At 54.0% G+C, this 26367-nt stretch carries 22 protein-coding genes; 12 read left to right on the top strand and 10 right to left on the bottom strand.

Annotated features, from left to right (window positions below; all coding sequences use genetic code 11):
* Nucleotides 1–112: 112 nt before the first annotated feature.
* Nucleotides 113–2728 carry an aminopeptidase N gene (pepN, locus tag F3I20_RS04415; RefSeq protein WP_150009875.1) on the top strand — a complete coding sequence of 872 codons (2616 nt, stop codon included), beginning with the start codon at nucleotides 113–115 and terminating at the stop codon, nucleotides 2726–2728.
* Nucleotides 2729–2763: 35 nt separating this feature from the next.
* On the opposite strand, the gene ssuB is transcribed toward pepN, so the two are convergent.
* Genes ssuB through ssuE form a run of 5 tightly spaced genes read right to left on the bottom strand, consistent with a single transcriptional unit; the run spans nucleotide 2764 to nucleotide 7025 of the window.
* Entirely contained in the window at nucleotides 2764–3552 is a 789-nt protein-coding gene (ssuB, locus tag F3I20_RS04410) for an aliphatic sulfonates ABC transporter ATP-binding protein (protein ID WP_150009873.1), read from the bottom strand.
* On the bottom strand, nucleotides 3549–4340 hold the full coding sequence (gene ssuC, locus F3I20_RS04405) for an aliphatic sulfonate ABC transporter permease SsuC (RefSeq protein WP_150009943.1): 792 nt from the start codon (nucleotides 4338–4340) through the stop codon (nucleotides 3549–3551). The genes ssuB and ssuC overlap by 4 nt, the downstream gene beginning before the upstream one ends.
* Before the next feature lie 10 nt (nucleotides 4341–4350).
* Nucleotides 4351–5499 carry an FMNH2-dependent alkanesulfonate monooxygenase gene (gene ssuD / locus F3I20_RS04400; RefSeq protein ID WP_150037722.1) on the bottom strand — a complete coding sequence of 383 codons (1149 nt, stop codon included), beginning with the start codon at nucleotides 5497–5499 and terminating at the stop codon, nucleotides 4351–4353.
* A 9-nt stretch (nucleotides 5500–5508) separates the two neighbouring features.
* A complete protein-coding gene (locus F3I20_RS04395) occupies nucleotides 5509–6462 on the bottom strand; it encodes a sulfonate ABC transporter substrate-binding protein (protein ID WP_150009871.1) in 954 nt (317 codons plus the stop codon).
* 11 nt (nucleotides 6463–6473) lie between these two features.
* Nucleotides 6474–7025: an NADPH-dependent FMN reductase gene (gene ssuE / locus F3I20_RS04390; RefSeq protein WP_013357340.1), complete on the bottom strand. Its 552-nt coding sequence runs from the start codon at nucleotides 7023–7025 to the stop codon at nucleotides 6474–6476.
* Nucleotides 7026–7776: 751 nt separating this feature from the next.
* On the opposite strand from ssuE, the gene F3I20_RS04385 reads away from it, so the two are divergent.
* From F3I20_RS04385 to F3I20_RS04370, 4 genes are all read left to right on the top strand, one after another.
* On the top strand, nucleotides 7777–8757 hold the full coding sequence (locus F3I20_RS04385; protein WP_150009941.1) for a glycosyltransferase family 2 protein: 981 nt from the start codon (nucleotides 7777–7779) through the stop codon (nucleotides 8755–8757).
* A gap of 83 nt (nucleotides 8758–8840) precedes the next feature.
* Nucleotides 8841–10142: a flippase gene (locus tag F3I20_RS04380; RefSeq protein WP_013357342.1), complete on the top strand. Its 1302-nt coding sequence runs from the start codon at nucleotides 8841–8843 to the stop codon at nucleotides 10140–10142.
* 134 nt (nucleotides 10143–10276) lie between these two features.
* On the top strand, nucleotides 10277–11287 hold the full coding sequence (gene pyrD, locus F3I20_RS04375; protein WP_150009869.1) for a quinone-dependent dihydroorotate dehydrogenase: 1011 nt from the start codon (nucleotides 10277–10279) through the stop codon (nucleotides 11285–11287).
* A gap of 153 nt (nucleotides 11288–11440) precedes the next feature.
* Nucleotides 11441–11980 carry a cell division protein ZapC gene (locus tag F3I20_RS04370; protein ID WP_150009867.1) on the top strand — a complete coding sequence of 180 codons (540 nt, stop codon included), beginning with the start codon at nucleotides 11441–11443 and terminating at the stop codon, nucleotides 11978–11980.
* Here the strand turns inward: F3I20_RS04370 and F3I20_RS04365 are convergent, their stop codons facing one another.
* Nucleotides 11981–13090: a YcbX family protein gene (locus tag F3I20_RS04365; protein WP_150037723.1), complete on the bottom strand. Its 1110-nt coding sequence runs from the start codon at nucleotides 13088–13090 to the stop codon at nucleotides 11981–11983.
* Between the two features lie 110 nt (nucleotides 13091–13200).
* Between F3I20_RS04365 and rlmKL the strand changes: the two genes are divergently transcribed.
* The 6 genes from rlmKL to rmf all read left to right on the top strand — a co-directional run bounded on the left by rlmKL (nucleotide 13201) and on the right by rmf (nucleotide 21164).
* A complete protein-coding gene (gene rlmKL / locus F3I20_RS04360; protein WP_150059908.1) occupies nucleotides 13201–15315 on the top strand; it encodes a bifunctional 23S rRNA (guanine(2069)-N(7))-methyltransferase RlmK/23S rRNA (guanine(2445)-N(2))-methyltransferase RlmL in 2115 nt (704 codons plus the stop codon).
* A 6-nt stretch (nucleotides 15316–15321) separates the two neighbouring features.
* The gene (locus tag F3I20_RS04355) at nucleotides 15322–17238 is read left to right on the top strand and encodes an ABC transporter ATP-binding protein (protein WP_150009861.1); all 1917 of its coding nucleotides are present in this window, start codon (nucleotides 15322–15324) and stop codon (nucleotides 17236–17238) included.
* 14 nt (nucleotides 17239–17252) lie between these two features.
* Entirely contained in the window at nucleotides 17253–18521 is a 1269-nt protein-coding gene (gene pqiA / locus F3I20_RS04350) for a membrane integrity-associated transporter subunit PqiA (RefSeq protein WP_150009859.1), read from the top strand.
* Nucleotides 18508–20151: an intermembrane transport protein PqiB gene (gene pqiB / locus F3I20_RS04345; RefSeq protein ID WP_150009857.1), complete on the top strand. Its 1644-nt coding sequence runs from the start codon at nucleotides 18508–18510 to the stop codon at nucleotides 20149–20151. The genes pqiA and pqiB overlap by 14 nt, the downstream gene beginning before the upstream one ends.
* A complete protein-coding gene (gene pqiC / locus F3I20_RS04340) occupies nucleotides 20148–20717 on the top strand; it encodes a membrane integrity-associated transporter subunit PqiC (RefSeq protein WP_150009855.1) in 570 nt (189 codons plus the stop codon). The genes pqiB and pqiC overlap by 4 nt, the downstream gene beginning before the upstream one ends.
* A 279-nt stretch (nucleotides 20718–20996) precedes the next feature.
* Nucleotides 20997–21164: a ribosome modulation factor gene (gene rmf / locus F3I20_RS04335; protein ID WP_008925875.1), complete on the top strand. Its 168-nt coding sequence runs from the start codon at nucleotides 20997–20999 to the stop codon at nucleotides 21162–21164.
* Nucleotides 21165–21232: 68 nt separating this feature from the next.
* On the opposite strand, the gene fabA is transcribed toward rmf, so the two are convergent.
* Complete coding sequence (fabA, locus tag F3I20_RS04330; RefSeq protein ID WP_009091047.1) at nucleotides 21233–21751, bottom strand: bifunctional 3-hydroxydecanoyl-ACP dehydratase/trans-2-decenoyl-ACP isomerase; 519 nt, start codon at nucleotides 21749–21751, stop codon at nucleotides 21233–21235.
* A 68-nt stretch (nucleotides 21752–21819) separates the two neighbouring features.
* Entirely contained in the window at nucleotides 21820–23688 is a 1869-nt protein-coding gene (locus F3I20_RS04325) for an AAA family ATPase (protein WP_150009853.1), read from the bottom strand.
* A gap of 53 nt (nucleotides 23689–23741) precedes the next feature.
* Here F3I20_RS04325 and matP point away from each other — a divergent pair, with 53 nt between their 5' ends.
* The gene (gene matP / locus F3I20_RS04320) at nucleotides 23742–24209 is read left to right on the top strand and encodes a macrodomain Ter protein MatP (protein ID WP_150009851.1); all 468 of its coding nucleotides are present in this window, start codon (nucleotides 23742–23744) and stop codon (nucleotides 24207–24209) included.
* 91 nt (nucleotides 24210–24300) lie between these two features.
* Here the strand turns inward: matP and ompA are convergent, their stop codons facing one another.
* A complete protein-coding gene (ompA, locus tag F3I20_RS04315; protein WP_013357354.1) occupies nucleotides 24301–25371 on the bottom strand; it encodes a porin OmpA in 1071 nt (356 codons plus the stop codon).
* Between the two features lie 350 nt (nucleotides 25372–25721).
* A complete protein-coding gene (gene sulA, locus F3I20_RS04310; protein WP_150009849.1) occupies nucleotides 25722–26213 on the bottom strand; it encodes an SOS-induced cell division inhibitor SulA in 492 nt (163 codons plus the stop codon).
* Nucleotides 26214–26367 lie beyond the last annotated feature (154 nt).

Here is a 26367-nt window from a genome sequence, read left to right as displayed (position 1 = left end):
GCCTTTGTTAACAAAGTGTAGCCATTTCACCCTTTAGGTGCATTGTGCGTGGCAAGCTTGTAGTAACAAGCTTAGACTTTGCCGGTAAACTTATAACAACGCGAGACGCAATATGACGCAACAGCCCCAAATCAAGTATCGCCACGACTATCGTGCGCCCGATTACACCATTACCGATATCGATTTAACTTTTGAACTGGATGCGTCGACGACCCGTGTAACGGCCATCAGCCAGGTTAAACGCGTGGGCGACAGCCAGGCTGAGCTGCGACTCGACGGCGAAGCGTTAACGCTGATTGCGCTGGAGGTCGACGGGCAACCCTGGACGGCCTTTCGTGAAGAAGAGGGCGCACTGGTCATCAGCCAGCTGCCGGACAGCTTTACCCTGAAAATCATCAATGATATTCATCCGGATCAGAACACCGCGCTGGAAGGGCTGTACAAATCGGGCGAGGCGCTCTGCACCCAATGTGAGGCTGAAGGCTTCCGTCATATTACCTGGTATCTCGATCGTCCTGATGTGCTGGCACGTTTTACCACCACGATTTACGCCGACGGTGAGCGTTATCCGTTCCTGCTTTCCAACGGTAACCGCATCGACAGCGGCCGGGATGAGCAGGGCCGCAGCTGGGTCAAGTGGGAAGATCCGTTCCCGAAACCGTGCTACCTGTTTGCGCTGGTGGCGGGCGATTTCGACGTGCTGCGCGACAGCTTCACCACCCGTTCAGGACGTGATGTGGCGCTGGAGATCTTCGTTGATCGCGGGAATCTTGACCGTGCCGACTGGGCGATGACGTCGCTGAAAAACAGCATGAAGTGGGATGAAGAGCGTTTCGGCCTGGAGTATGACCTCGACATCTTTATGATCGTCGCAGTGGACTTCTTCAACATGGGGGCCATGGAGAACAAAGGTCTGAACGTTTTCAATGCCAAATATGTGCTGGCGAAAGCGGAAACGGCGACCGACAAAGATTACCTCGGCATTGAGGCGGTTATCGGTCACGAATATTTCCACAACTGGACCGGTAACCGTGTGACCTGCCGCGACTGGTTCCAGCTCAGCCTGAAAGAGGGACTGACGGTGTTCCGCGATCAGGAGTTCAGCTCCGATCTGGGTTCACGTGCGGTAAACCGCATCGATAATGTGCGTATTGTGCGCGGCGCGCAGTTCGCCGAAGATGCCAGCCCGATGGCACACCCGATCCGCCCGGATCAGGTTATCGAAATGAACAACTTCTACACCCTGACGGTGTATGAAAAAGGGTCTGAAGTCATCCGTATGATGCACACCCTGCTGGGAGAAGAGAACTTCCAGAAGGGCATGAAGCTCTATTTTGATCGTCACGACGGCAGCGCCGCCACCTGTGATGACTTTGTTCAGGCGATGGAAGATGCCTCAAATGTCGATCTGTCGCAGTTCCGCCGCTGGTACAGCCAGTCCGGTACGCCGGTACTGACGGTGCGCGATGATTACAATCCGGAGCTTGAACAGTATACGCTGCACGTTACGCAGCACACGCCAGCCACTGCCGATCAGAAAGAGAAACTGCCGCTGCATATCCCGCTGGATATTGAGCTGTATGACGGTGAAGGCAAGGTGATCCCGCTGCAGAATAACGGCCATCCGGTGCATCATGTACTGAATGTTACCGAAGAGTTCCAGACTTTTATTTTCGATAACGTCTACTTCCAGCCGGTGCCGTCGCTGTTGCGTGAATTCTCTGCGCCGGTGAAGCTCGACTACAAATGGAGTGATGCTCAGCTCACTTTCCTGATGCGTCATGCACGCAACGACTTCTCCCGCTGGGATGCGGCTCAGAGCCTGCTGGCGACCTACATCCGCCTGAACGTTGCCCGCTATCAGCAGGGCCAGCATCTGTCACTGCCGCTGCATGTTGCCGATGCTTTCCGCGCGGTGCTGCTCGATACCGATTGTGACCCGGCCCTGACCGCGTTGATCCTGACGCTGCCGTCAGAAAATGAGATTGCCGAGCTGTTCGATACTATCGATCCGCAGGCGATTGCGCTGGTACGTGACGCCCTGCAACGCACACTGGCACGCGAGCTGGCCGATGAGTTCTTTGCGATCTACAACGCCAATCAGCAGCCTGAATACCGTGTGGAGCATGACGCGATTGGTCAGCGCAGCCTGAAAAATATCTGCCTGACCTATCTTGCCTTCAGCGACGCACAGCTGGCGGACAAACTGGTGCAGACGCAGTATCACCAGGCGACCAACATGACCGATGCACTCGCGGCGCTTTCCGCTGCTGTGGCGGCTCAATTACCGTGCCGTGATGCGCTGCTGGCGGCTTACGATGAGCGCTGGCATCAGGATGGTCTGGTGATGGACAAATGGTTTGTGCTGCAGGCGACCAGTCCGGCTGCTAACGTGATGCGCAACGTGCGTCAGCTGCTGAATCATCGCTCCTTCACTATGAGCAATCCAAACCGCGTTCGCTCGCTGGTGGGGGCTTTTGCCTCGGCTAACCCGGCCGCGTTCCATGCTAAAGATGGCAGCGGCTACAAGTTCCTGGTGGAGATGCTCACCGATCTGAACACCCGCAATCCGCAGGTTGCGGCACGAATGGTGGAGCCGCTGATTCGTCTGAAACGTTATGACGAAGGCCGTCAGGCGATGATGCGTCAGGCGCTGGAGCAGCTGCTGGAGCTGGATAAACTCTCTGGCGATCTCTACGAAAAAATTACCCGGGCACTGAACGCCTGATAATACAAAAGGGAGCGTCTGAGACGCTCCCTTTTTCAGCGCTGCTGCGCGTAACGTACCGGCTGCGGTCGTTCCGTACGCTGCATCACCCGATCCAGCACCTCCGCTTCCAGCTCGGCCAGCCGCGCCGATCCCCGACGCCGCGGACGCGGCAGATCCACCTGCAGATCCAGACCGATCTCACCCTCTTCGATCAACAACACGCGATCCGCCATCACGACCGCTTCACTGACATCATGCGTGACCAGCAGAACGGTGAAGTGATGTTGCTGCCACAGTGACTCAATCAATCCCTGCATTTCAATACGAGTCAGGGCATCCAGCGCCCCCAGGGGTTCATCCAGCAGCAGTAAGCCGGGCCGATGAATCAGCGCTCGGGCCAGCGCCACACGCTGTTTTTGCCCACCAGAAAGTGCAGCCGGCCACTCATTGGCGCGATCGGCCAGTCCCACCGCCGTCAGGGCATCCATCGCGGCACTGCGCCATTCGCGTCCGCGCAGGCCCAGCCCGACGTTATCGATCACTTTTTTCCACGGCAGCAGTCGCGCATCCTGAAACATCAGGCGGGTATCGTCGCGCGCCGACTGCAGTGGCGCATTGCCTGCCAGCAGTTCACCGCTGGAGCTTTGTTCAAGTCCGGCCAGCAGGCGAAGCAGGGTGCTTTTACCGCAGCCGCTGCGACCCACTACCGCCACAAACTGACCTGAAGGAATGTGCAGGTCGATCTTATTGAGAATGGTACGACTGCCATACTGTTTGCTGACGCCATTAACGCCAACCGGTGTGCCGGTGTTAAGGCGTGCTGGTGAGAAAGTCTGGCTCATGCGTTCTCCTCCTTCAGTTGGTAAGCGGGGTGCCAGCGCAGCCAGACGCGTTCCAGTAATAACGCGGCGACATCCGCCAGTTTGCCGAGCAGGGCATAGAGAATGATGGCGACCACCACCACATCGGTCTGCAGGAATTCACGCGCGTTCATTGCCAGATAGCCAATGCCCGCGTTGGCGGAGATGGTTTCAGCGACAATCAGCGTCAGCCACATCAGACCGAGCGCGAAACGCACGCCGACCATAATATTCGGCAGTGCGCCGGGCAGGATCACCTGGATAAACAGGCTCCAGCCGGAGAGGCCATAGCTGCGCGCCATCTCAACCAGCCCGCGATCAATATTGCGGATGCCGTGATAGGTATTCAGGTAGATCGGGAACAGCGTGCCCAGCGCCACCAGAAAGATTTTGGCGGACTCGTCGATTCCGAACCAGAGGATCACCAGCGGGATCAGCGCCAGATGTGGCACGTTGCGCAGCATCTGTACCGACGTATCCAGCAGGCGTTCACCAGTTTTTGAGGTGCCGGTGATCAGCCCAAGTACCAGGCCGATAGAACCGCCAATACTGAAGCCGATCAGTGCACGCCAGCTGCTTATCACCAGATGCTGCCAGAGTTCACCGCTGGCAGACAGCTGCCAGAAAGTGGTCACAATTTTCTCCGGCGCGGGCAGAATACGGTTCGATAACCAGCCGGTTTGCGAAGCAATCTGCCACACCACAACAAGCAGCGTCGGCAATAGCCACGGCACCAGCGTATCAGCAAGGCGTTTTCGGGTTCTGGCCATCATGCTCTCCTCAGCCCCGGGCGACTTTTTTCTCAGGGGTAAAATCGTTGGCTACCGCTTCTCCGTGCGCCTGAACGACGCGCGGTTGTGGCACCAATGGAATCTGCAGATCAAGATGCGGGAACAGCAGTTCGCCAACGCGATAAGCCTCTTCCAGATGCGGATAACCTGACAAAATAAAGGTCTCGATGCCCAGTGCTTCATACTCTTTGATGCGTGCGGCAACGGTCGGGCCATCACCGACCAGCGCTGTACCGGCTCCGCTGCGTACCAGACCCACTCCTGCCCACAGATTCGGGCTAATTTCGAGTTTGTCGCGGCGACCACCGTGCAGCGCGGCCATCCGGCGCTGACCCACAGAATCGGCCCGCTGGAACGCTGCCTGTGCCTTCGCAATAGTGGCGTCATCGACATTGGCAATCAGCCGGTCGGCGGCCTGCCAGGCTTCTTCATTCGTTTCGCGCACAATCACATGCAGGCGGATACCAAACCGCACCGTACGTCCCTGCGCGGCCGCTTTCGCGCGTACCTGTTCAATCTTCTCCCGAACCTGAGCAGGCGGTTCGCCCCAGGTAAGGTAAACATCGACCTGTTCGGCCGCCAGTTCCTGAGCCGGTTCAGAAGAGCCACCAAACCAGAGTGGTGGGCGAGGCTGCTGTACCGGTTTAAACATCAGACGTGCGCCGCGAACCTTTACGTGCTTACCTTCGTAATCGACGGTTTCGCCTTCCAGCACGCGACGCCAGACGCGGGTGAACTCAGCGGATTCTGCGTATCGCTCACGGTGATCCAGGAAAACGCCGTCACCCGCCAGCTCTTCCGGATCGCCGCCGGTTACCAGATTGAACAGGGCACGGCCGTTGGAGAGGCGATCCAGGGTGGCAGCCTGACGCGCGGCCTGAGTCGGTGAAATGACGCCGGGCCGCAGTGCGACCAGGAAACGCAGGCGCTGCGTCACCGGAATCAGGGAGGCGGCAACCAGCCAGGCGTCTTCGCAGGAGCGGCCGGTCGGGATCAGCACCCCGCCAAAGCCGAGACGGTCAGCAGCCTGCGCCACCTGTTGTAAATAGGCGTGATCAACCGGGCGCGCGCCTTCCGCGGTACCAAGATAGTGGCTGTCGCCATGCGTCGGCAGGAACCAGAAAATGGATACGCTCATTATTGCTCCTTACTGCGTTACGGTATGCGGTTGCCAGATGCGATCCTGGATCGTCACTTTGACTGGCAACAGATGATTGGCATAAAACAGGTCAGCGGTACGCTGCTGGGCGGCTGCGGTTTCAGCACTGACCGGCGAAATCCGGGTAGGTGGACGATGGCTGAGATAGCTGGCAATAACCGGTTCAGGCAGGCCCATCGCCTGCGCCAGAAGCGTAGTGCTCTGCTGAGGCTGGCTGATCGTCAGCGCGTCGGCACTGCTGAAGGTGTCGAGCACCTGCTGGATAAACGCGCCGTGGGCTTCGGCATAGCTGCGCGTTGCCAGATAGAAGGAACCGGTCAGATTCAGTGAGCTGCCATCAATCAGCAGGCGCGAATTACCCTGCAGCAGCACCGAAGAGTAGTAGGGATCCCAGATTGCCCAGGCATCCACATCACCCTGCTGGAAGGCGGCGCGCGCATCGGCGGGCGTCAGATAGACGGGTGTGATGTCTTTGAAGGTGAGGCCCGCCTGCTGTAAGGCGCGCAGCAGTAAGTTGTGTGAGCTGGAACCTTTCTGAAAAGCGACTTTTTTGCCTTTCAGATCGGCAACCTGTTTCAGCGCGCTGTTTTTCGGCACCAGAATCACTTCTGATTTCGGTTTAGGCGGCTCTGAACCGACATAGAGCAGATCTGCGCCTGCGGCCTGGGCAAACAGTGGCGGAAGGTCACCCGTGCTGCCGAGGTCAATGCTGTTGATGTTCAGCGCTTCCAGCATTTGCGGACCAGCCGGGAACTCGATCCACTTAATCTGAGTATGGGGAAAACGCTTCTCCAGCAACTGATGTGACTTCGCCAGCACCATGCTGACTGAACCTTTCTGATAGCCGATGCGAATCTGAGCCGGATCCGATTCGGCGGCCTGTACCTGAAGGCCAGCCAGTAACAGTCCTGCCACCAGCCACTTTCCTAATCTCTGCTTCATCAATCGCTTCCTTATACTGCCTGCGCAACGGGATGGTGATGACGGGTCAGCGCCAGCCAGAAAGCGGAGACGGCTTCGTCAAGACGCTCTGCCAGTGAATCTTCCAGTACAGGCTGACGATCGTAATGCGTGACCTGGCTGTCTTCGGCGTAGACCCCATGCAGAATTTCCTGTGCTTTTAAAGCGTTAAGAACCGGCTTCAGCGCGTAGTCCAGCGCCAGCATATGACCGACACTGCCACCGCTGGCGAGTGGCAATACAACTTTGTGCTCCAGTGCGCGCTCAGGCAGCAGGTCGAGCAAAGTCTTCAGCGCGCCCGAAAACGACGCTTTATAAATCGGCGTTGCCACAATCAGGCCATCAGCCGAGGCCAGATCGTCACGCAGGGCCAGCAGCGCGGGCGCATCAAAGCGCGCGTTAATCAGATCGTCAGGCTGAAAGTTGTGAATATTCCAGGGAATGACTTCAATGCCACGTGCCTCTAGCTTGTGCTGACACAACGTCAGTAATGAGGTTGAGCGGGAGGGAAATCGTGGGCTGCCTGCCAGCGTAATAACTCGCATCATCACTCCTTATAACTAAAAGTTATTGATTATCAAATGTTGAGAACTTATGCCTTCATACTGTCAGAGCAGGGGAGTGGGCTTAAATGATTTATCCGGCAAAGCAAGGGTGAAAACTGCAAATAGACATGCTGGTGGCAGATAATAAAAATATCGCTTCCGAAAATTCTTAAAATAAAGGCGAGCAGCGAAACCATTCATTAAGAGCAGTGATGCAAGAGGGGTAAAAGAAGACGCATGGCGGAAAAAATTATCTTTCTTCTGATTGCTTAACCATTCTGCTTGTGGCTGAAACCATGTTCAAGCACAGCGGCAGCCCGAAACCGGAAGGTAAAGCAGCCTGACATCAGCGTATTTCAGCCATGTTCCAGCACGACATTAGGATTAATTGCAGAGCGTAAACTGTAATAAAAATGAAGGAATGCTGAAGTTATTCACGGTTTCAGATGTTCGCTTACATATTCATGATTCTGGTTACGCCTGCCTGATGGGGATAATTTAAATCGTTCCTCAACGGTTTTAACATTAACGCGGGCGATAGATGCACTTTTTTTAACAGTGATAATCAGGTGAAACGTTAAGATAATTTTTACGACTGGTCTTTTTTCGCATAACCGGTTTAAGATAATCAGGCTCAATCAAAGCCATCATAATAGTAGCGTATTACTCTTTTTCGACGTTTCGCCTCTGGTCAGTCCCTGCATCTGGCAGGTGAATCGTAATGTCATTTTCTAACAGCAGAGAATTGCATATGTCTGACATCCTGTTATCAGTTATTATTCCAACCTACAATGTAGAGAAATATATTGTGGAGTGCGTCGATTCATTATTACGTCAGGTTAAAGCGCCCAATGAAATAATTATTGTGAATGATGGATCCACCGACGGAACATTAGCCTTAATTGAACAGAATTATACGCATCTTTCTCAGGTAAAAGTAATTACCATTGAAAATGGCGGTCTCGGTAATGCGCGTGATACCGGCATCGCACTGGCACAGGGACAGTTTATCTTCTTCTGTGATCCGGATGATGTGGTAGTGGATGGGCTGGTGACTGAGCTGGCCATGGTGGCGGAAAAGCATCCGGAAACTGATCTCTTCTGCTTTAACTCCTGCGTCTATGAAGATGGCCACATTGATGTGACCTCACCCAAAGTCAGACATGATCACTTTGGCCAGCAAAAACCGCAGGAAGTCTTTTTGCGCCTGTTACGTAATGGGCGCTATACCTCTGCCGTCTGGAATTATGTACTGCGGAAAAGCGTGATTGAACAGCACAAATTACGCTTTGTACGTCGCGTTCATGAAGACCACAATTTTACGCTTTCCGTCTTTATGAAGTGTCAGCACGCCTGGGTAAGTCGCCAGGTTTATTATAAACAGCGAATCCGCAGCGGTTCACTGACTAACAGTACCAAAGGAAATGAGTTTTTCTATCAGCGTTATGATGCCTTTATGCACGCTTACAACACGCTAGTCAGTTCGTTACCTAAATCAGACTGGCGTAATTCGCTGGAGAAAGCATATTTATTGCAATCTTTTCGCCTGATGATCTATTTATCACTTTATAATGGAACTCCTGTTCCGGAATATGTCATTAACGCTATCCGCTTTATGGGACGTAACGTTAAAACAGAAAATATTAAAGAGTGGCTATTGTTCAACCGACCGGAGCTGTTTATTGCATTGCAGCATTACAAGGTTAAAAAAGAACTCAGGGGCGCCGCCTGATTCTGAAAAATGTGAAGCGATATTGTTTATGCCTTAGCGAAATGAGAAGGTGAGACATGCAATGTGTATAAGGTTGTTGCGTCATGGCAAAAGTACTTGATAAAAGTCTGGTTATTAATATTTTCTCGCTGCTGGCCTACCGCGGCGCATCATTTTTGTTTCCGCTGGCCACGCTGCCCTATCTTGCCCGCGTTCTGGGCGTAGAGCAGATGGGTACGCTGGCGCTGGCCATCGCCTGCGTGCTCTATTGCAGCACCATCTCTGACTGGGGATTCAACGTCTTTACTACTAAAGACATTGCTCACCATCGTGATGACAAGGAACGCGTCAGTCAGCTCTTCTGGTCAACCTTTAACGCCAAGCTGATGCTGCTGGTGGTAACCAGTGGCACGTTACTGACGGCGACCTGGTTTAATCCCGCCTGGCATCCGCTGTTTTTTATCATTCTGGCAAACTGCACCACGCTGATAGGCTCGCTGTTTTCATTCGGCTGGCTGATGCAGGGTTTTGAGAAGCTGGGTAAAACGGCGATGATTGCCACCTTCGGTAACTTCTGTGCCATTCCGCTGACCTTTTTGCTGGTGAAGTCCCCGCAGGATACCTGGCTGGCGGCGCTGATCCCTGGCACGGTCTCCATCATCAGTGCAGCGATTACGCTGAAGTTTGTGCTGGAGATGAAGGTCATTGGCCGTTACCGCTTTGAACCGCGCGAAATCAAACAGCGCATCACAGACAGTATGGATGTGTTTATTGCTATCGCGGGTGCCAATCTGTTTAACAGCGTCAACGTGGTGATCCTGGCGTCCTTTACCTCTACCTATATGGTCGGTATCTACAACGGTGCAGATCGTCTGCGTAAAGCAGCTAACTCTGTACCCGAGCAGATCGGCAGTGCTTTCTTCCCGCGCGTCAGCCACCTGTTTGGCCGGGATAAACGTGCCGCCATTGCGGCGACGCGCAAAAGCCTGCTGCTGTCGTTCTCCCTGAGTCTGTCGATTGTGATCTTTACCTGGTTCTTTGCTGACCTGGTGGTCTCTATTTTACTGGGTAAAGACTTTATTCCGTCGGCGGATGTGCTGCGCGTCTTCGTGCTCTGCTTCCTGTTCGGCAACATTGCTTATCCGGCTGGATTGCAGATTCTGATCCCACATGGTCTGGCGCGTCAGCGTATGTGGGTCATGATGGCCGCTGGCGTGATAAACGTGCCGCTATGCTGTTTCCTGGCGTGGAAGTTTGGTGCTATCGGTGCCGCATGGTCGATGGTGGGGGCTGAAGCGTTTGTCTGTCTTGGTATCTTTGGCATCATGCAACGTCACGGTATTCTGCGGGAGTATCTGTTTCCTTCCGAAGTGAAAAACCAGCCCGTAAACGATTCCGCCGTTTAAGATCAAAGCATGTTCATATAGTTTTCTGCATCCCCGCCCTTCGATTTACTTTTGCGCCAGAGCACTTTACCATTCTGGCGCACATTTTCCCGTGCACCGACTTTCACGATTGCTTCCGTCCTTCAGGAGAGTGCATGTTTTATCCTATCGTCCGACCGGCGCTGTTTAAACTCGACCCCGAACGCGCGCACGAACTCACCTTTCAGCAACTGCGTTTTATGAACGGCACGCCGCTGGAGCGGTTTTATCGCCAGAATCTGCCGTCGCGTCCGGTTACCTGCATGGGACTGACCTTTAAAAATGCCCTGGGCCTGGCTGCGGGTCTGGATAAGAACGCAGAGTGCATTGATGCGTTTGCGGCGATGGGGTTTGGTTTTGTTGAAGTCGGCACCGTCACGCCGCGCGCGCAGGCAGGTAATGATAAGCCGCGGATGTTTCGTCTGGTGGAAGCCGGCGGCATTATCAACCGGATGGGATTTAATAATCTGGGCGTTGACCACCTGGTTGAGAATGTGAAAAAAGCGCGTTTTAACGGCGTGCTCGGGATCAATATCGGTAAAAATAAAGATACGCCGGTTGAGCAGGGCAAAGAGGATTATCTGATCTGCATGGAAAAGGTCTATGCCCATGCCGGCTATATCGCCATCAATATTTCGTCGCCTAACACGCCAGGTTTGCGTTCACTGCAATATGGCGAGGCGCTGGATGATTTGCTTTCTTCCATCAAACAAAAACAAAAAGAGCTTGAAAAGCGTCATCTTAAATATGTTCCGCTGGCCGTAAAAATTGCGCCCGATCTCTCTGAGGAAGAGTTAATTCAGGTCGCGGACAGTTTGATTCGGCATCAGATTGATGGCGTCATTGCCAGCAATACAACGCTCGATCGTACGCTGGTAAGCGGTCTTAAGCATGCAGAAGAAGCGGGTGGATTAAGTGGACGGCCAGTGCAGTCGCGCAGTACGGCAGTGATCCAGCGCCTCTCTCAGGAACTGCAGGGACGCCTTCCCATTATCGGCGTTGGCGGCATCGATTCTCTGACCGCTGCGCGTGAAAAAATCGCCGCTGGCGCAACGCTGGTTCAGATTTATTCAGGCTTTATTTATCAGGGGCCAGGATTAATTAAAGATATCGTCACGCATCTCTAAGACAATTCTCACAATGATTGGCCGGGGGGTTTATTTATCCCCTCGGCTCGTTTATATTTTGTCCTGTTGCACGCTTTTTCAGCTTTTCCTTATGTTTCTTTTTTCGCTGAATTCTGCGCGATTTTTGGCGCAGCGGTAAATACAGGGCACACGATGAAAATTAAACCCGATGATAACTGGCGCTGGTATTTTGATAGCAGCCATGACCGAATGATGCTCGACCTGGCTGACGGGATGCTTTTTCGTTCCCGCTTTTCCCGCAAAATGCTCACGCCGGATGCGTTCTCTGAGTCGGGTTTCTGTGTCGATGACGCCGCTCTGTATTACACCTTTGAAGAGACCTGCCGTCAGTGCAAACTCAGTGGCAGCCATTGCGCTGAACTGGTGCTGAATGCGCTGGTCGCCGCGCGTTTCCTCAAACCACTGATGCCAAAAAGCTGGCATTTCGCCGCTTATGCCCCTGCAATGCAGCCCCGTCCCGGTGAGATGGTGCAGGTTACGCTGGCCGAAGAGGGCACACAGGCACGTCTGCTGGTGGTTGAGAGCGGTGATAATGCGGCACTCTGCCTGCTGGCGCAGCCAGGATTAACCCTGGCGGGTAAAAATATGGTTCTCGGCGATGCCATCAAGGTGATGAACGATCGCCTGCAACCCTGGTACCAGGATGTCGCGCACTACGCCCGCGCGGTCTGATTACTTCACTTCTATATCACCTGCCGGAATACAGCTGCAGCTTAAGAGTGTGCCGTCCTGACGCAGGGCACTCTGTTTAAGCGCCTTTACCTCACCGGTCACCAGATTCAGCTTGCAGCTACCACACAGACCTGCCCGACAGGAGTAAGGGATGCGAAAACCCTGCATCTCCAGCTGATCCAGTAATACCTGCTGATTATCTCCGGTGAAGGTCTGACCCTGAAACGTGATGGTCACGGCATCCGGAATCTGTTGCTGTGGTTTCAGCGTTTCGACCACTTCGCCGGCACCATAGCTGCGCGGCGCATGACGTTTCAGGACGATCATTTCATCACCCACACGCACCACACCACTGTTACGCGCCACTAAGTTCAGACCGAAATCGATGTCACCACTGCCATCCTGAGCGGTGCGGAAAGTCTGCAGTGTCGCCAGCGGATGACCGGTCGGATGCTTAAGTCCGGTCTCGGTGCTGACCGTGGTAAGTACACAGCGACTGCAGGGCTTGGGAGCCTCAAAAATGACGTCACCAATCTGAATCTCTGCCCAGCTATCCTCATCCCAGGCGGCCGCACCGCTGACGATCAGATTCGGGCGAAACTGTTCGGCACGGACGCTGGCCGGGCAGCGCTGTTGCAGATCGTGCAGCGAAGCATTGTTGATCAGCAAAAACGGAAAGCCATCGGCAAAGCTCAGCGGAATATGATCAAACTTTTTGACCCGGCGAGTCGGTTGCGGCCCGACCCAGCGCAGCTGAACGTCACGCGGGAAGAACTGGCTCAGCCACTGATTAACTGCTTCGGGCGCAATGCGCGCAGTGAAGTGGTTGCCCCAGACTTCGGTGGGATGATCCTGCTCACTAAAATCGCTGAAGCGGATCAGGGACTGGCTGCCATCCGGCGCGACCAGCAGCAGGCCATCCGGCAGGATCGCGGGTGTAAAGCGCACCATCTCCGGGTGCTGGCGTGCAGTAATAAAGGTGCCATCAGGTTCGGTCACCATAAACAGACGATCAAACGCCAGTCCGCTGTCAGTGACCAGCGCATGTGACAACGCTAATCCCCGCATTGACTTCACAGGATGAATAAATAAGCGGGAAAGCGTGATCATGGTGTTCTCCTTGAACCCGACGCGCGACACAAAAGAAGCTAACTTTATGACATAGGTCTCCGATTCGCTATAATGCGCGACAATTTTCTCAAGAGTTAAAAAGTGACGATATGAATTCTCTGTTTGCCAGCACGGCGCGTGGGCTCGAAGAGCTGTTAAAAAGTGAGCTGGACGCGCTGGGCGCGCAGGATTTGCAAGTGGTGCAGGGAGGCGTTCACTACGAAGCCGACGATCGCGTCATGTACCAAAGCCTGATGTGGAGCCGTTTAGCATCACGCATCCTGTTGCCGCTGGGAGAATTTGGCGTCTACAGCGATCTCGATCTCTATCTGGGTGTACAGAGCGTGGACTGGCCGTCGATGTTCGGCAGCGATAAAACCTTTGTCGTGCATTTCAGCGGCACCAACGATTCGATTCGTAACAGCCAGTTCGGCGCGCTGAAAGTGAAAGATGCCATCGTGGACAGCTTTACCCGTCAGAATCTCGAGCGGCCTGATGTCGATCGTGAGCAGGCGGATATTCGTGTCAACGTCTGGCTGAATGACGATCGCGCCAGCATTGCGCTGGATCTTAGCGGCACCTCACTGCATCAGCGCGGTTATCGCCAGCAGACGGGTCAGGCTCCGTTAAAAGAGACCCTGGCGGCGGCGATTGTGCTGCGTTCAGGCTGGGAGCCGACCACGCCGCTGATCGACCCGATGTGTGGTTCGGGTACGCTGCTGATTGAAGCGGCGCTGATCGCCTGCGATCGGGCACCGGGCCTGCTACGTAAGCACTGGGGCTTCACTGCCTGGAACAAGTTTGATGCTGCGCTGTGGCAGGACGTGAAAACCGAGGCGCAGAACCGTGCCCGCGCAGGCACGGCCGCGACTCAGGCGCGCTTCTTTGGCTACGATAACAATGGTCGGGTACTGGAGTGGGCGCAGGCGAATGCCCGTCGTGCTGGTGTCTTTGAACTCTTTACGTTTGCGCAGCAGGACCTGCTGCAGTTGACCAATCCGCTCGATCCGGCGGTTTACGGTACGGTGCTGAGTAACCCGCCGTACGGTGAACGTCTGGAGAGCGAACCGGCCCTGATTGCGCTCCACAGCCAGCTCGGACGTCTGATGAAGCAGCATTTTGGCGGCTGGAACCTGTCGCTGTTCAGCGCCTCGCCTGAACTGCTAAGCTGCCTGCAACTGCGAGCCGATCGCCAGTTTAAAGCGAAGAATGGTCCGCTGGATTGCGTGCAGAAAAACTATCAGCTGGCGGTTAACAGCCATGAAAGCGCCGGACAGATTGCGGAAGATTACGCAAACCGTCTGCGTAAAAATGTGAAGAAGCTGGAGAAGTGGGCACGCCAGGAAGGCATTGAATGCTACCGCATTTACGATGCCGATCTGCCAGACTACAACGTTGCTGTCGATCGCTATGGCGACTGGGTGATTATCCAGGAGTATGCGCCACCGAAGACCATCGATCCAAATAAAGCGCGGCAGCGCCTGTTCGATGTGATCAGCGCAACACTGAGCGTACTGCAGCTGCCCGCTGACCGCCTGATTATGAAAACGCGTGAGCGCCAGAAAGGTAAAGCGCAGTATCAGAAGCTCGGCGAGAAGGGCGACTATTTTGAAGTTAAAGAGTTTAATGCGCATTTCTGGGTGAACCTGACCGACTATCTCGACACCGGCCTGTTCCTCGATCACCGCATTGCCCGTAAAATGCTCGGTCAGATGAGTCAGGGCAAAGATTTCCTGAACCTGTTTGCCTACACCGCCACCGCCAGTGTGCACGCCGGTCTGGGCGGTGCGCGCTCAACCACCACGGTAGATATGTCGCGTACCTATCTGGAATGGGCGGAGCGCAACCTGCGTCTCAATGGGCTGACCGGGCGTCAGCACCGTCTGATGCAGGCAGACTGCCTGAGCTGGCTGAATGAGAGCGATGAGAATTTTGACCTGATCTTTATCGATCCGCCAACCTTCTCCAACTCAAAACGTATGGAAGAGAGCTTTGACGTTCAGCGCGATCATATGATGCTGATGCGTAATCTGAAGCGCATGCTGCGTCGCGGCGGCACCATCATGTTCTCTAATAATAAACGTGGTTTCAAAATGGACATGGATGGTCTGAAAACACTGGGCCTGCAGGCGCAGGATATTACCCAGAAAACGCAGTCGCAGGACTTTGCGCGTAACCGTCAGATTCACAACTGCTGGCTGATCACTCATGCCGGTAAGGAATAAGATTACATGTCATTAATCAGTATCCACGGTGCCTATCTTTCCTTCAGCGATGCGCCGCTGTTAGACAATACCGAACTGCACATCGAAGAGAATGAACGCGTCTGTCTGGTAGGCCGTAACGGTGCGGGTAAATCCACGCTGATGAAAATCATCAATGGCGAACAGCCCCTGGATGATGGCCGCATTATTTATGAAACCGATCTGGTCGTGGCGCGTCTGCAGCAGGACCCCCCACGCAATATTACCGGTTCGGTCTATGACTTTGTGGCTGAAGGCGTTGAAGAGCAGGCTGAGCATCTGAAAGCCTATCACGCCATTTCCCATCTGGTGATGGACGATCCCAGCGATAAAAACCTCAATGAGATGGCGCGTCTGCAGAGCATTCTCGACCATCAGAATCTGTGGCAGCTGGAAAGCCGTATCCATGATGTGCTCGAGCAGATTGGCCTGAAGCCCGATACCGAGCTCTCATCGCTCTCCGGCGGCTGGCTGCGTAAAGCGGCGCTGGGCCGTGCGCTGGTGAGCAATCCGCGCGTTCTGATGCTGGATGAGCCCACCAACCACCTCGATATTGAAACCATCGACTGGCTGGAAACCTTCCTGAAGAACTTCAGCGGCAGCATCGTCTTTATCTCCCATGACCGTTCGTTTATCCGCAACATGGCGACGCGGATCGTCGACCTTGACCGCGGCAAACTGGTCTCCTGGCCGGGCAACTACGATCAGTATCTGGCGGGTAAAGAGGAAGCGCTGCGCGTCGAAGAGATGCAGAACGCGGAGTTTGACCGCAAGCTGGCGCAGGAAGAGGTGTGGATCCGTCAGGGCATCAAAGCCCGTCGTACCCGCAATGAAGGTCGCGTGCGTGCGCTGAAAGCCCTGCGTCGCGAGCGTTCTGAACGCCGCGAAGTGATGGGCAAGGCTAACATGCAGGTGGGCGAAGCCTCCCGCTCGGGCAAAATTGTCTTTGAACTGGAAAATGTCGATTACGCGGTCGATGGCAAAGTGCTGGTGAAGGATTTCTCTTCCCAGGTACAGCGTGGCGACAAGATTGCTTTGATTGGGCCAAATGGTTGCGGTAAAACCACACTGCTGCGCCTGATGCTGCAACAGCTTAAGGCCGATCATGGCCGCGTGCATTCCGGCACCAAGCTGGAAGTGGCCTATTTTGACCAGCACCGTGCGGAGCTGGATCCGGATCGCACCGTGATGGACAATCTGGCCGAAGGCAAGCAGGAAGTGCTGGTCAACGGCAAACCGCGTCACGTTCTGGGTTATCTGCAGGACTTCCTGTTCCATCCGAAACGGGCTATGACGCCGGTGCGCGCGCTCTCTGGTGGGGAACGTAACCGCCTGCTGCTGGCGCGTCTGTTCCTGCGTCCCAGCAACCTGATGATCCTCGATGAACCGACCAACGACCTCGATGTCGAAACGCTGGAGCTGCTGGAAGAGCTGATTGATGGTTATCAGGGCACTGTCTTACTGGTGAGCCACGATCGTCAGTTCGTCGACAATACGGTCACCGAGTGCTGGATTTTTGAAGGCAACGGCGAAATTGGTACCTTTGTTGGCGGTTATCACGATGCGCAGCAGCAGCGTGCCGCTTACCGGCAGCACAGGTCTGCTTCACCGGCAAAAGCGACAGCGAATACCGCTAAGCCCACCGCCGAAAAGAGTGAAGCGAAGCGTAGCGTGAATAAGCTCAGCTACAATCTGGCGCGTGAGCTGGAACAGCTGCCGCAAAAACTGGAGCAGCTGGAAGCGCGCATCGGTGAACTGCAGGCGAAAATGAGTCACCCGGACTTCTTCAGTCAGGCACACGATCAGACGCAACCAGTGCTGGATAATCTGGCTCAGGCTGAGCAGGAGCTGGAAACCGCTTTTGCGCGCTGGGAAGAGCTTGAGTCACTGAAAAACGGCGCGTAGGGCAGGGCTAACGGATGTGTTCAGCAGTGAAAAGTAACGCGTGGATGCTCTGTCCACAATGCGATTTAATGATTAAGCTGCCGGACATTCCCGTTGGCAGCCGTGCGTCATGCCCGCGCTGCGATACCTCTCTGACGGCTAACTGGCACGAACCCCGCAAACGGCCAACGGGCTATGCGCTGGCGGCACTTTTTATGCTGCTGCTGGCGAATCTGTTTCCTTTTGTCTCCATGAAAGTGGCGGGGCTGACCAGCCAGATTACGCTGTCGCAGATCCCACAAGTGATGGTGACGGAAGATTACAGCAGCCTGGCGACACTGTTTCTGCTGTTTGTGCAGGCGGTTCCGGCCTATTGCATGGTCACCATTATTCTGCTGGTCAATCCGATCCCTCTGCCCGTCCGCCTCAAAACTGGTCTGGCACGTAGCCTGTTTCAGCTGCGTAACTGGGGCATGGCAGAAATCTTTATGGCGGGCGTACTGGTCAGCTTCGTCAAGCTGATGGCCTATGGTGATATCGGACTGGAAACCAGCTTCTGGCCGTGGGTGATGTTCTGCCTGTTACAGTTGCGGGCCTTTCAGTGCGTTGACCGGCGGGGCTTGTGGGACGGTCTTTCCCCGCGACCCGCTACCCCTCATTCACCCGAAGTGGGCATCAGTGGTTTAGAGCAGGGCCTGCGCTCCTGTCCCTGCTGTACCGCCATTCTGCCGGAAGCTGAGCACACCTGCCCACGCTGTGGCGTTACCGCACAGGCGCGGCGTAAGCACAGCCTGCAATGGACGCTGGCGCTGCTGCTCACCTCGGTGCTGCTCTACATTCCGGCTAACCTGATGCCGATTATGGTTACGGAGACGCTGGGCAGTGCCTATCCCTCCAATATCATGGCGGGGGTGATTGTGCTGTGGGCTGATGGCTCCTATCCGGTGGCGCTGGTGATCTTTATCGCCAGCATCATGGTGCCGACGCTGAAAATGCTGGCAATTGGCTGGCTCTGCTGGGATGCCAGCGGACGCGGACGGCGGGACAGCCACAAAATGCATAAGATTTATGAAGTGGTCGAGTTTGTTGGCCGCTGGTCGATGATCGACGTGTTTGTGATTGCCGTGCTCTCTGCGCTGGTGCGTATGGGGCAATTAATGAATGTTTATCCCGCGTGGGGGGCAGTATTGTTTGCGATGGTGGTCATTATTACCATGATCGCTGCCATGACCTTTGACCCGCGATTAACCTGGGATCGTGTACGCGAAAACAATATGAAGGAGTCGCGCCTTGACGGAAACTAACCACGGCCATGCAAAGGTGGAACAGATTAAGCGCTGGTCGCCGGTCTGGATTGTCCCCATCGTTACGCTGTTAATCGGCGGCTGGATTCTCTTTTATCACTTCAGCCATCAGGGGCCGGAAGTCACCTTAATCACCGAAAATGCCGAAGGCATTGTTGCCGGTAAAACCACGATTAAAAGTCGCAGCGTCGATGTCGGCGTGGTGGAGAGCGCGGTATTGAGCGACGATCTTCACCATGTGGAAATCAAAGCGCGTCTGAATGCGGGCATGGAAAAACTGCTCCACAGCGACAGCGTTTTCTGGGTAGTGAAACCGCAGGTGGGGCGTGAAGGCATCAGCGGGCTTGGCACGCTGCTGTCCGGTGCTTATATCGAACTGCAGCCCGGCACCAAAGAACAGCCACCCGAGCAATTTAAACTGCTGGATGCGCCGCCGTTAGCGCCACCGGATGCCAAAGGTATTCGTATCGTGCTGGACAGCAAAAAGGCTGGCCAGCTTAATCCGGGTGATCCGGTGCTGTTCCGTGGCTACCGTGTCGGTACGGTTGAGACCAGCGTTTTTGATACTGACAAACGTATGATGACCTATCAGCTGTTTGTCGCTGCACCCTACGATCGCCTGATTACCACCAACGTACGCTTCTGGAAGGACAGCGGCATCGCCGTGGATATGTCCGCCTCAGGGATGCGGGTGGAAATGGGATCGCTTACCACGCTCTTCAGCGGCGGTGTCAGTTTTGACGTGCCGGATGGCTGGGAGCTGGGCGAGCCAGCGCAGAACAAGTCTGACTACCATCTGTTTGACGATCAGCGCAGCATTCAGGACTCGCTCTACACCAATCATATCGACTACGTGATGTTCTTCTCTGACTCGATTAGGGGTCTGCAGGCGGGTGCGCCGGTTGAGTTCCGTGGCATTCGTCTGGGTACCGTCTCCGAAGCGCCACTGATGAAAGCGGGCCTGGATCAGGCACTGAATAATGATTACCGCGTGCCGGTGCTAATCCGCATCGAGCCGGATCGCTTTATCAGCCGACTGGGTGAAAACTTCGATCTCGAGCAGCATCTGCAGGATGGTAAAAAACGGGGTCTGCGCGCAACGCTGAAAACCGGCAACCTGTTGTCGGGCGCGCTCTATGTCGATCTCGACTTCTATGACAATGCGCCGGCCTACAAAGGCCCGCAGAAAGTCTCAGGCTATGAAGTGATCCCAACCGTCAGCGGCGGACTGAGCCAGATTCAGCAGAAACTGATGGCGGCGCTGGATAAGATTAACAGTCTGCCACTGAACGGTATGGTCAACGAAGCGACCGGCACGCTGAAAGAGAGCCAGAAGACGATGCGTGATCTGCAGCGCACCATCGACAACATCAACAAAGTCACCGCCAGCCCAGCCATGAAAACGCTGCCGGAAGATCTACAGCAGACCTTGCGCGAGCTAAACCGCAGCATGAAGGGCCTGCAGCCAGGTTCGCCTGCCTACAGCAAGCTGGTCGGCGATATGCAGCGGCTGGATCAGGTGTTGCGTGAACTCCAGCCAGTGTTGAGAACGCTTAACACTAAGAGTAATGCGCTGGTATTTGAGGCGAAACCGGGACAGGATCCCCAGCCGAAGAGGGCGAAACAATGAAAAAAGGATTGATACTTTGTGCCGCGCTGGTGTTGAGTGCGTGTAGCAGCAGCGTTGATAATACCTGGTATCAGCTGCCCTCCGGGGCGGCGTCCATGCAGGTCACCAGCAGTCAGCTGAATGAAGCACAGCCGATGTTGTGGGTGCAGCAGGTGACGGTGCCGGACTATCTGGCAGGTAATGGACTGGTTTACCAGACCAGTGATGTCAAATATGTTATCGCCGCGAATAATCTCTGGGCCAGCCCGCTTGATCAGCAGTTGCAGCAGACGCTGATTACTAATCTAAGCAAGGCGCTGCCTGGCCGATTAGTGGCGGGATCTCCGTTAGGCGCGCAGCACGACACGCTGAATGTCACCATTACAGGCTTCCAGGGACGCTACGATGGTAAAGCGATTGTCAGTGGCGAATGGACGCTGGAACATCAGGGCCGTGTGACCAAACAAGCGTTTAACCTCGTGCTGCCGCAGACTGAAGATGGCTACGATGCGATGGTCAGAACGCTGGCGGCGGGCTGGCAGCAGACCGCACAGAAGATTGCTAATAGTGTGGTTGCGTTAAATTAATAAAAATGTGAATAAATAAGCTAAGCCCCTGAACGATTGTCGTGTTTTATCGGCGTCATTCAGGGGCTTTTTTATTAGCTTATTCAGAAAGATAGTGCTGGCGTATGCATCACAAAATGTCCTTAATTTTACCGATTAAGGTCACATTTATGACACTGGTATGAAGATTGAGCATTGATCTTTGGGTGCGCAGGGGGTAGAACATAAGGGTGGTTGAACATTAATTCACCACTTTTCTTTCCACCAGATTCCACAGACCTTACATGAGGGACACGGAGTATGAAGAGACAGAAACGAGACCGCCTCGAACGCGCCCATTCACGTGGTTATCAGGCAGGCATTACTGGACGCTCAAAAGAGATGTGTCCGTATCAGTTGATTGACGCTAAGTCTCACTGGTTGGGAGGTTGGCGACAAGCCATGGAGGACAGGTCGGTAGCAGCATAACCGGATGTCACTGAAAAAGGAAAATAACCTCCGCCTGGCGCGGAGGTTTTTGTTTCTGTGCAGAATGCTCAGAATGCCGCGGTGTCTTTAAACAGACCCACTTTGAGATCGCTGGCGGTGTAGATCAGGTTACCGTCAACCAGCACTTCGCCATCTGCCACGCCCATCACCAGCTTGCGGTTGATCACGCGTTTGAAGTGAATGCGGTAGGTGACTTTCTTCGCGTCCGGCAGGACCTGTCCGGTGAATTTCACTTCACCCACGCCCAGCGCGCGACCTTTACCTTCGCCGCCCAGCCAGCCCAGATAGAAACCGACCAGCTGCCACATGGCATCCAGGCCCAGACAACCCGGCATCACTGGATCACCAATAAAGTGACAGCCGAAGAACCAGAGGTCAGGATTGATATCCAGCTCGGCTTCAACAAAGCCTTTGTCATATTTGCCGCCGTCTTCGGTCATTTTGACCACGCGGTCCATCATCAGCATGTTGCCAGATGGAAGCGGCGGACCATTTTCGCCAAACAGTTCACCACGACCTGACAGAATCAGATCTTCTTTGGTATAGGATTCGCGTTTATCTACCATGTTTTCAATAAGCCTTGTTTTAGTGAATCACGAATATTAGCGAACAGTTGTACGCTGAGCAAATCGGATTAACGGTGGTTGAACCAGTTAAGCCAGCGGAGCGCCCAGGGACGTTGCGGCACGTCCGGCTGGTTAAACAGGCTAATGCGTTCCTGGATGGTATTCAGCAGGCAGTCGCCCTGGCCATCTTCAGTACTCCAGATTTTACCGGTCAGAAGCGGCAGCGCTTCATCAGCACGGTCGATCGCCCAGATATGGAAGCGACCCTGTTCAACTGCTGTCACAACGGCCTGGTTAAGACTGAGATGACGCACGTTGCAGGCAGGAATGATCACACCCTGCTGACCCGTCAGTTCCCGCTGATGACAGATATCAAAGAAGCCTTCGATCTTCTCATTCAGTCCGCCTACCGGTTGTACGTTGCCAAATTGATCGACTGAGCCAGTCACGGCGATTTGCTGATTGATCGGCTGATTCGCCAGTGCGCTGATCAAGGCACAAAGTTCAGCCAGCGAAGCGCTGTCACCGTCCACCTCGGAATAGGATTGCTCAAAGACCATTGAGGCTGAGAAGGGCAGTTGCTGATCGAGCTCCAGCTCGGCAATCAAAAATGCCTGCATAATCATCATGCCTTTAGCATGAATGTTACCGCCCAGCTCCGCTTTGCGCTCAATATCCATGAACTCGCCATCGCCGGGATGTACCACGCAGGTAATACGAGAGGGATCACCCCAGGCTCGGGGATGACCAGGATATTCCACCACCGACAGGCCGTTAATCTGACCGACGACTTCGCCTTCGGTTTCAATCAGAATCTGTCGCAGCAGGATCTCATCACGCATTCGTTCATTGAGATAATTCTCGCGCCACAAGCGCGCTTCAAGCGCATCACGTAATGCTTCGGCATTGAGTACGTCGCCCATCAGGGCCGACTCGCGCATCTGACGTTGAAGCCAGCGCGGGCAGAGTGGCAGCGTATCCTGATCGCCGCTGTAACGGACACCTTCTTTGATCAGCTCTGGCCAGAAGTCCACTTCCGGCACGGGCAGGCCCGCCTGTTGCGCCAGTTCAGCACTCCAGCGACACCAGGCCAGCATGTCATCTTCATCAAGAACCTGAATGTTCTCTTCAAATTCAGTATAGATGGCCATTTCATGCGCTTCAGGGTCGAGCTCCTGAAAATCCGCAAGCGCTTCCCTGTCGCCACACAGGACCAGGTTAAGACTGAGTGGTAATGAAGGAATCGAGACAGGTAGCGGGCGGCGTTCATCCTGAGAAGTCCACTCCACATAGCCTTGTTCAATACACTTTTTCAGGCGCAGCCATAGAATTGGCTGCGTCAGCAGGCTACGCAGTGACAGTACCAGCGTGCCGCCGTTGGCACGGTGGATCAGCCCTGGCTCAAGCTGGATGCGATCTTTATACTGCCGCACGCAGCCAAACAACTGCTCCATCTCAATCCACTCAGCAAAGTGAATACCACCCTGACTGGTGAATGGGCGTTGCGGATCTGATGGGGGCTGAAGCGTGACGTTGTCAGCTATGATATGGTAATCACCGCCGGACAGAGTGGTAGTGTCAGCCATGACCCGCTGCGCAGCCTGAACGATGAATGTCAGATAATCGCGATTTTCCTGGCTTCGAACCAGCAGTAATGGGAATCCCTGCGACTGGTGATGTAAATGCGCCAGCGCATTCAGCAACCGGGGCTGTACCGTTGCCAGAGCATCAGTTTCTTCATCTGCAATTCGGGAGAAAACGGATTGGTATTGCGCGCTATCCGGCTGTAAGGTCTGCCACGTAAGTTGAGTGCTGGTCAAAATAATCGCATTTGTCTGTTTTAATAAAAGCGAGATTATACAGGATTCACCCTTGTTAAGCACTGCAGACTTCCTGTTGAAGATGTGATGATGGCAGCATGTTTTTCGTTGCTGCATCCGGGAAAAAAGCTGTTATTCTTAGCCCGTTACGTGATCACGATGAGATTCCGATGAAATACCAGCAACTCGAAAATCTTGAATGTGGATGGAAGTGGAAATACCTGGTGAAAAAACATCGGGAAGGTGAACTGATCACGCGTCACCTTGAATTAAGCGCGGCACAGGCGGCAGTGGATAAACTGCTGGCGATGGAAAATAATCCGGTGACAGTGAACGAGTGGATTGCAGAACATATCCATGCCGAACTTGATAACCGACTGAAACAGACCATCCGCGCACGGCGGAAACGCCATTTCAACGCCGAACATCAGCATACCCGAAAAAAATCGATAGACCTGGAGTATCTGGTCTGGCAGCGGCTGGCAGGCCTGGCTCAGCGGCGCGGCTGCACGCTTTCAGAAACGATTGTTCAGCTGATAGAAGATGCGGAGCGCAAAGAGAAATATGCTACTCAGATGTCGAGTCTGAAGCAGGATTTGCAGGCGATTCTGGGTAAATCGGGTTCAGAAAGCGAGTAAGCAGGCAGGAGATTTCAGAATGTGTGCGGTCACCGTTAGATTACCGGCATAAAAAAACCCCGCCTTAGCGGGGTTTTTATGACGTGAGAACTTAAGCCTGTGGCTGAGTTACAACGTCTTTGATGCCTTTAACATCGATTTCTACACGACGGTCCGGAGACAGGCAGTCGATCAGGGCGTTACGGCCTTTCACGCTGTCACAGGTGTTGCCGGTAACTGGGTTAGATTTACCCATGCCACGTGCAGAGATCTTGTTAGAAGGGATACCTTTAGATACCAGGTAGTCTACGACTGACTGAGCACGTTTCTCAGACAGTTTCTGGTTATACTGCTCTGAACCGATGCGATCGGTGAAGCCCAGTACGACAACGGAGCCATCTTTAGGATCCATTGAGCTCAGCTGGCTGTACAGCTGATCCAGAGCCTGCTGGCCTTCTGGCTTCAGGGTAGATTTGTTGAAGGTGAACAGAACGTCAGACTTCAGAGTGAAACGCTTGGTTTCAACAACTGGAGCTGGTGCTGGAGCCGGAGCTGGAGCCGGAGCAGCGACGTCATCCTGACCGAAGCGGTATGAAACGCCTACGCTCAGCATGCCATTGTCTGGACGGGTACCAACGGTCTGTGCATCACCGATGTTGTTAACCCACTGGTAATCCAGACGGGTAGCCCAGTTTTTGGTCAGTGCATATTCAACACCAACTGCAGCCAGCGGAGATACGCCGGTGTCGTGGTCGCTGATGCGGCCAGTAGTTGGGTTAGTCTGCGTTGCATCTGCACGCCATACCATGCCGCCCAGACGAGTGTACACGTCCAGATCGTCATAGATTGGGTAGCTCAGTTTAGCAGCCAGCTGAACGCCTTGTGCTTTGAATGCGCCGTTAGTCACAGTGCCTTTGTTAGGCATGCGGCCCAGCCAGTCATAGCCCAGCTCGAAGCCCAGGTATGGGTTTGCCTGATAACCAACGAACGCACCTGCGCCCAGCTGGCTTTCATGAGTTGGACCGTTGTTGTTCTCGTAACCGTTACCGTAGTAACCAGTGTCGTGATACTGAGACCAGCCCAGTTTAGCACCGGTGTACCAGGTGTCATCTTTCGGAGCGGCCTGCGCTACGGTAGCGAAGCCAGCCAGTGCCACTGCAATTGCGATAGCTGTCTTTTTCATTTTGCGCCTCGTTATCATCCAAATAGGCAATGAGCAAAAAGGTTGCTCTTGGTTTAAATCCTTCGCCGGGTCAAAACGCTCGCTTATGACTCTACCGCAAAAAACGGAGGTTATTGAGCACCCTGGCGAGATAAAGTCTACAACGAGATTGGAAACTTACAAGTATGATGTGAGGCGCTTCTGTAAAAAAACAGCGATTTATACACAATTTCTAACAATTAGCCTGGTAGTATTGTCGCGGCAAAAAGCCTTAAAAACCTGCTAAACCATTGTCACAGCTCGAACTAACAGAATCAGTGGTTTAGCGACGACAGATAAGAAAAATAGCTTGGGAAACTTCTGATTTTTACTTAATGAAACAAATCCGACTGAATTTTTATGGCACTTTGCGGTCTGAGAGGCGCTTCCGATGTCCCGCTTGCCCGCAAAATCAAACCCAGCGCTTCACCTTCTGCCGCCGCATTTTCAAGTTGACGGCGCTCATCTTCGTCAAGGTCATAAGGAATCCATGCCAGAACGACACTGTAATTTCCGGTACGTAATGCCTTGACCATCGCTTCCACCGCATTAAGACGTTCAGAATCGGCGATATGCATACTTTTATCCAGCGGTAATCCCGACTCCTGCATCCAGGTGCGATTCAGTTTATGTGCCGGTGTTAACCACAACTGCCAGCGTGATTGCTGACTCAGCTGCTGTAATAATGGCAACAGCAGCATCTGCATCATACCGGGCTGCTCGCTGCAGCGTAACTCGGTAATTCCACCGCCCTGAGAGGCCGGAACGGAAGAGGACGCGTAATGATGAGCATAGCGTGTATTATCAGGATGTTGTGTTCGCATAAGTTAATCACCAGCAGTTGACTGTATGAATATACAGTACTGTCATCCTGGATAAAGATCAACCCAAATTTCTGAAAACGCCTCGCAAAAACGCGACAAGATTAGTTGAAGCGTTATTTATTCATTGAACCGGCTGACACTTTTTTCTATCTTC

Origin of the sequence: Candidatus Pantoea gossypiicola, assembly GCF_008632075.1 — a bacterium.
In the GTDB taxonomy this organism is placed as follows: domain Bacteria; phylum Pseudomonadota; class Gammaproteobacteria; order Enterobacterales; family Enterobacteriaceae; genus Pantoea; species Pantoea gossypiicola.
Note: the sequence above shows the minus strand (reverse complement) of the source record. Positions and strands in the feature narration are given on the sequence as shown.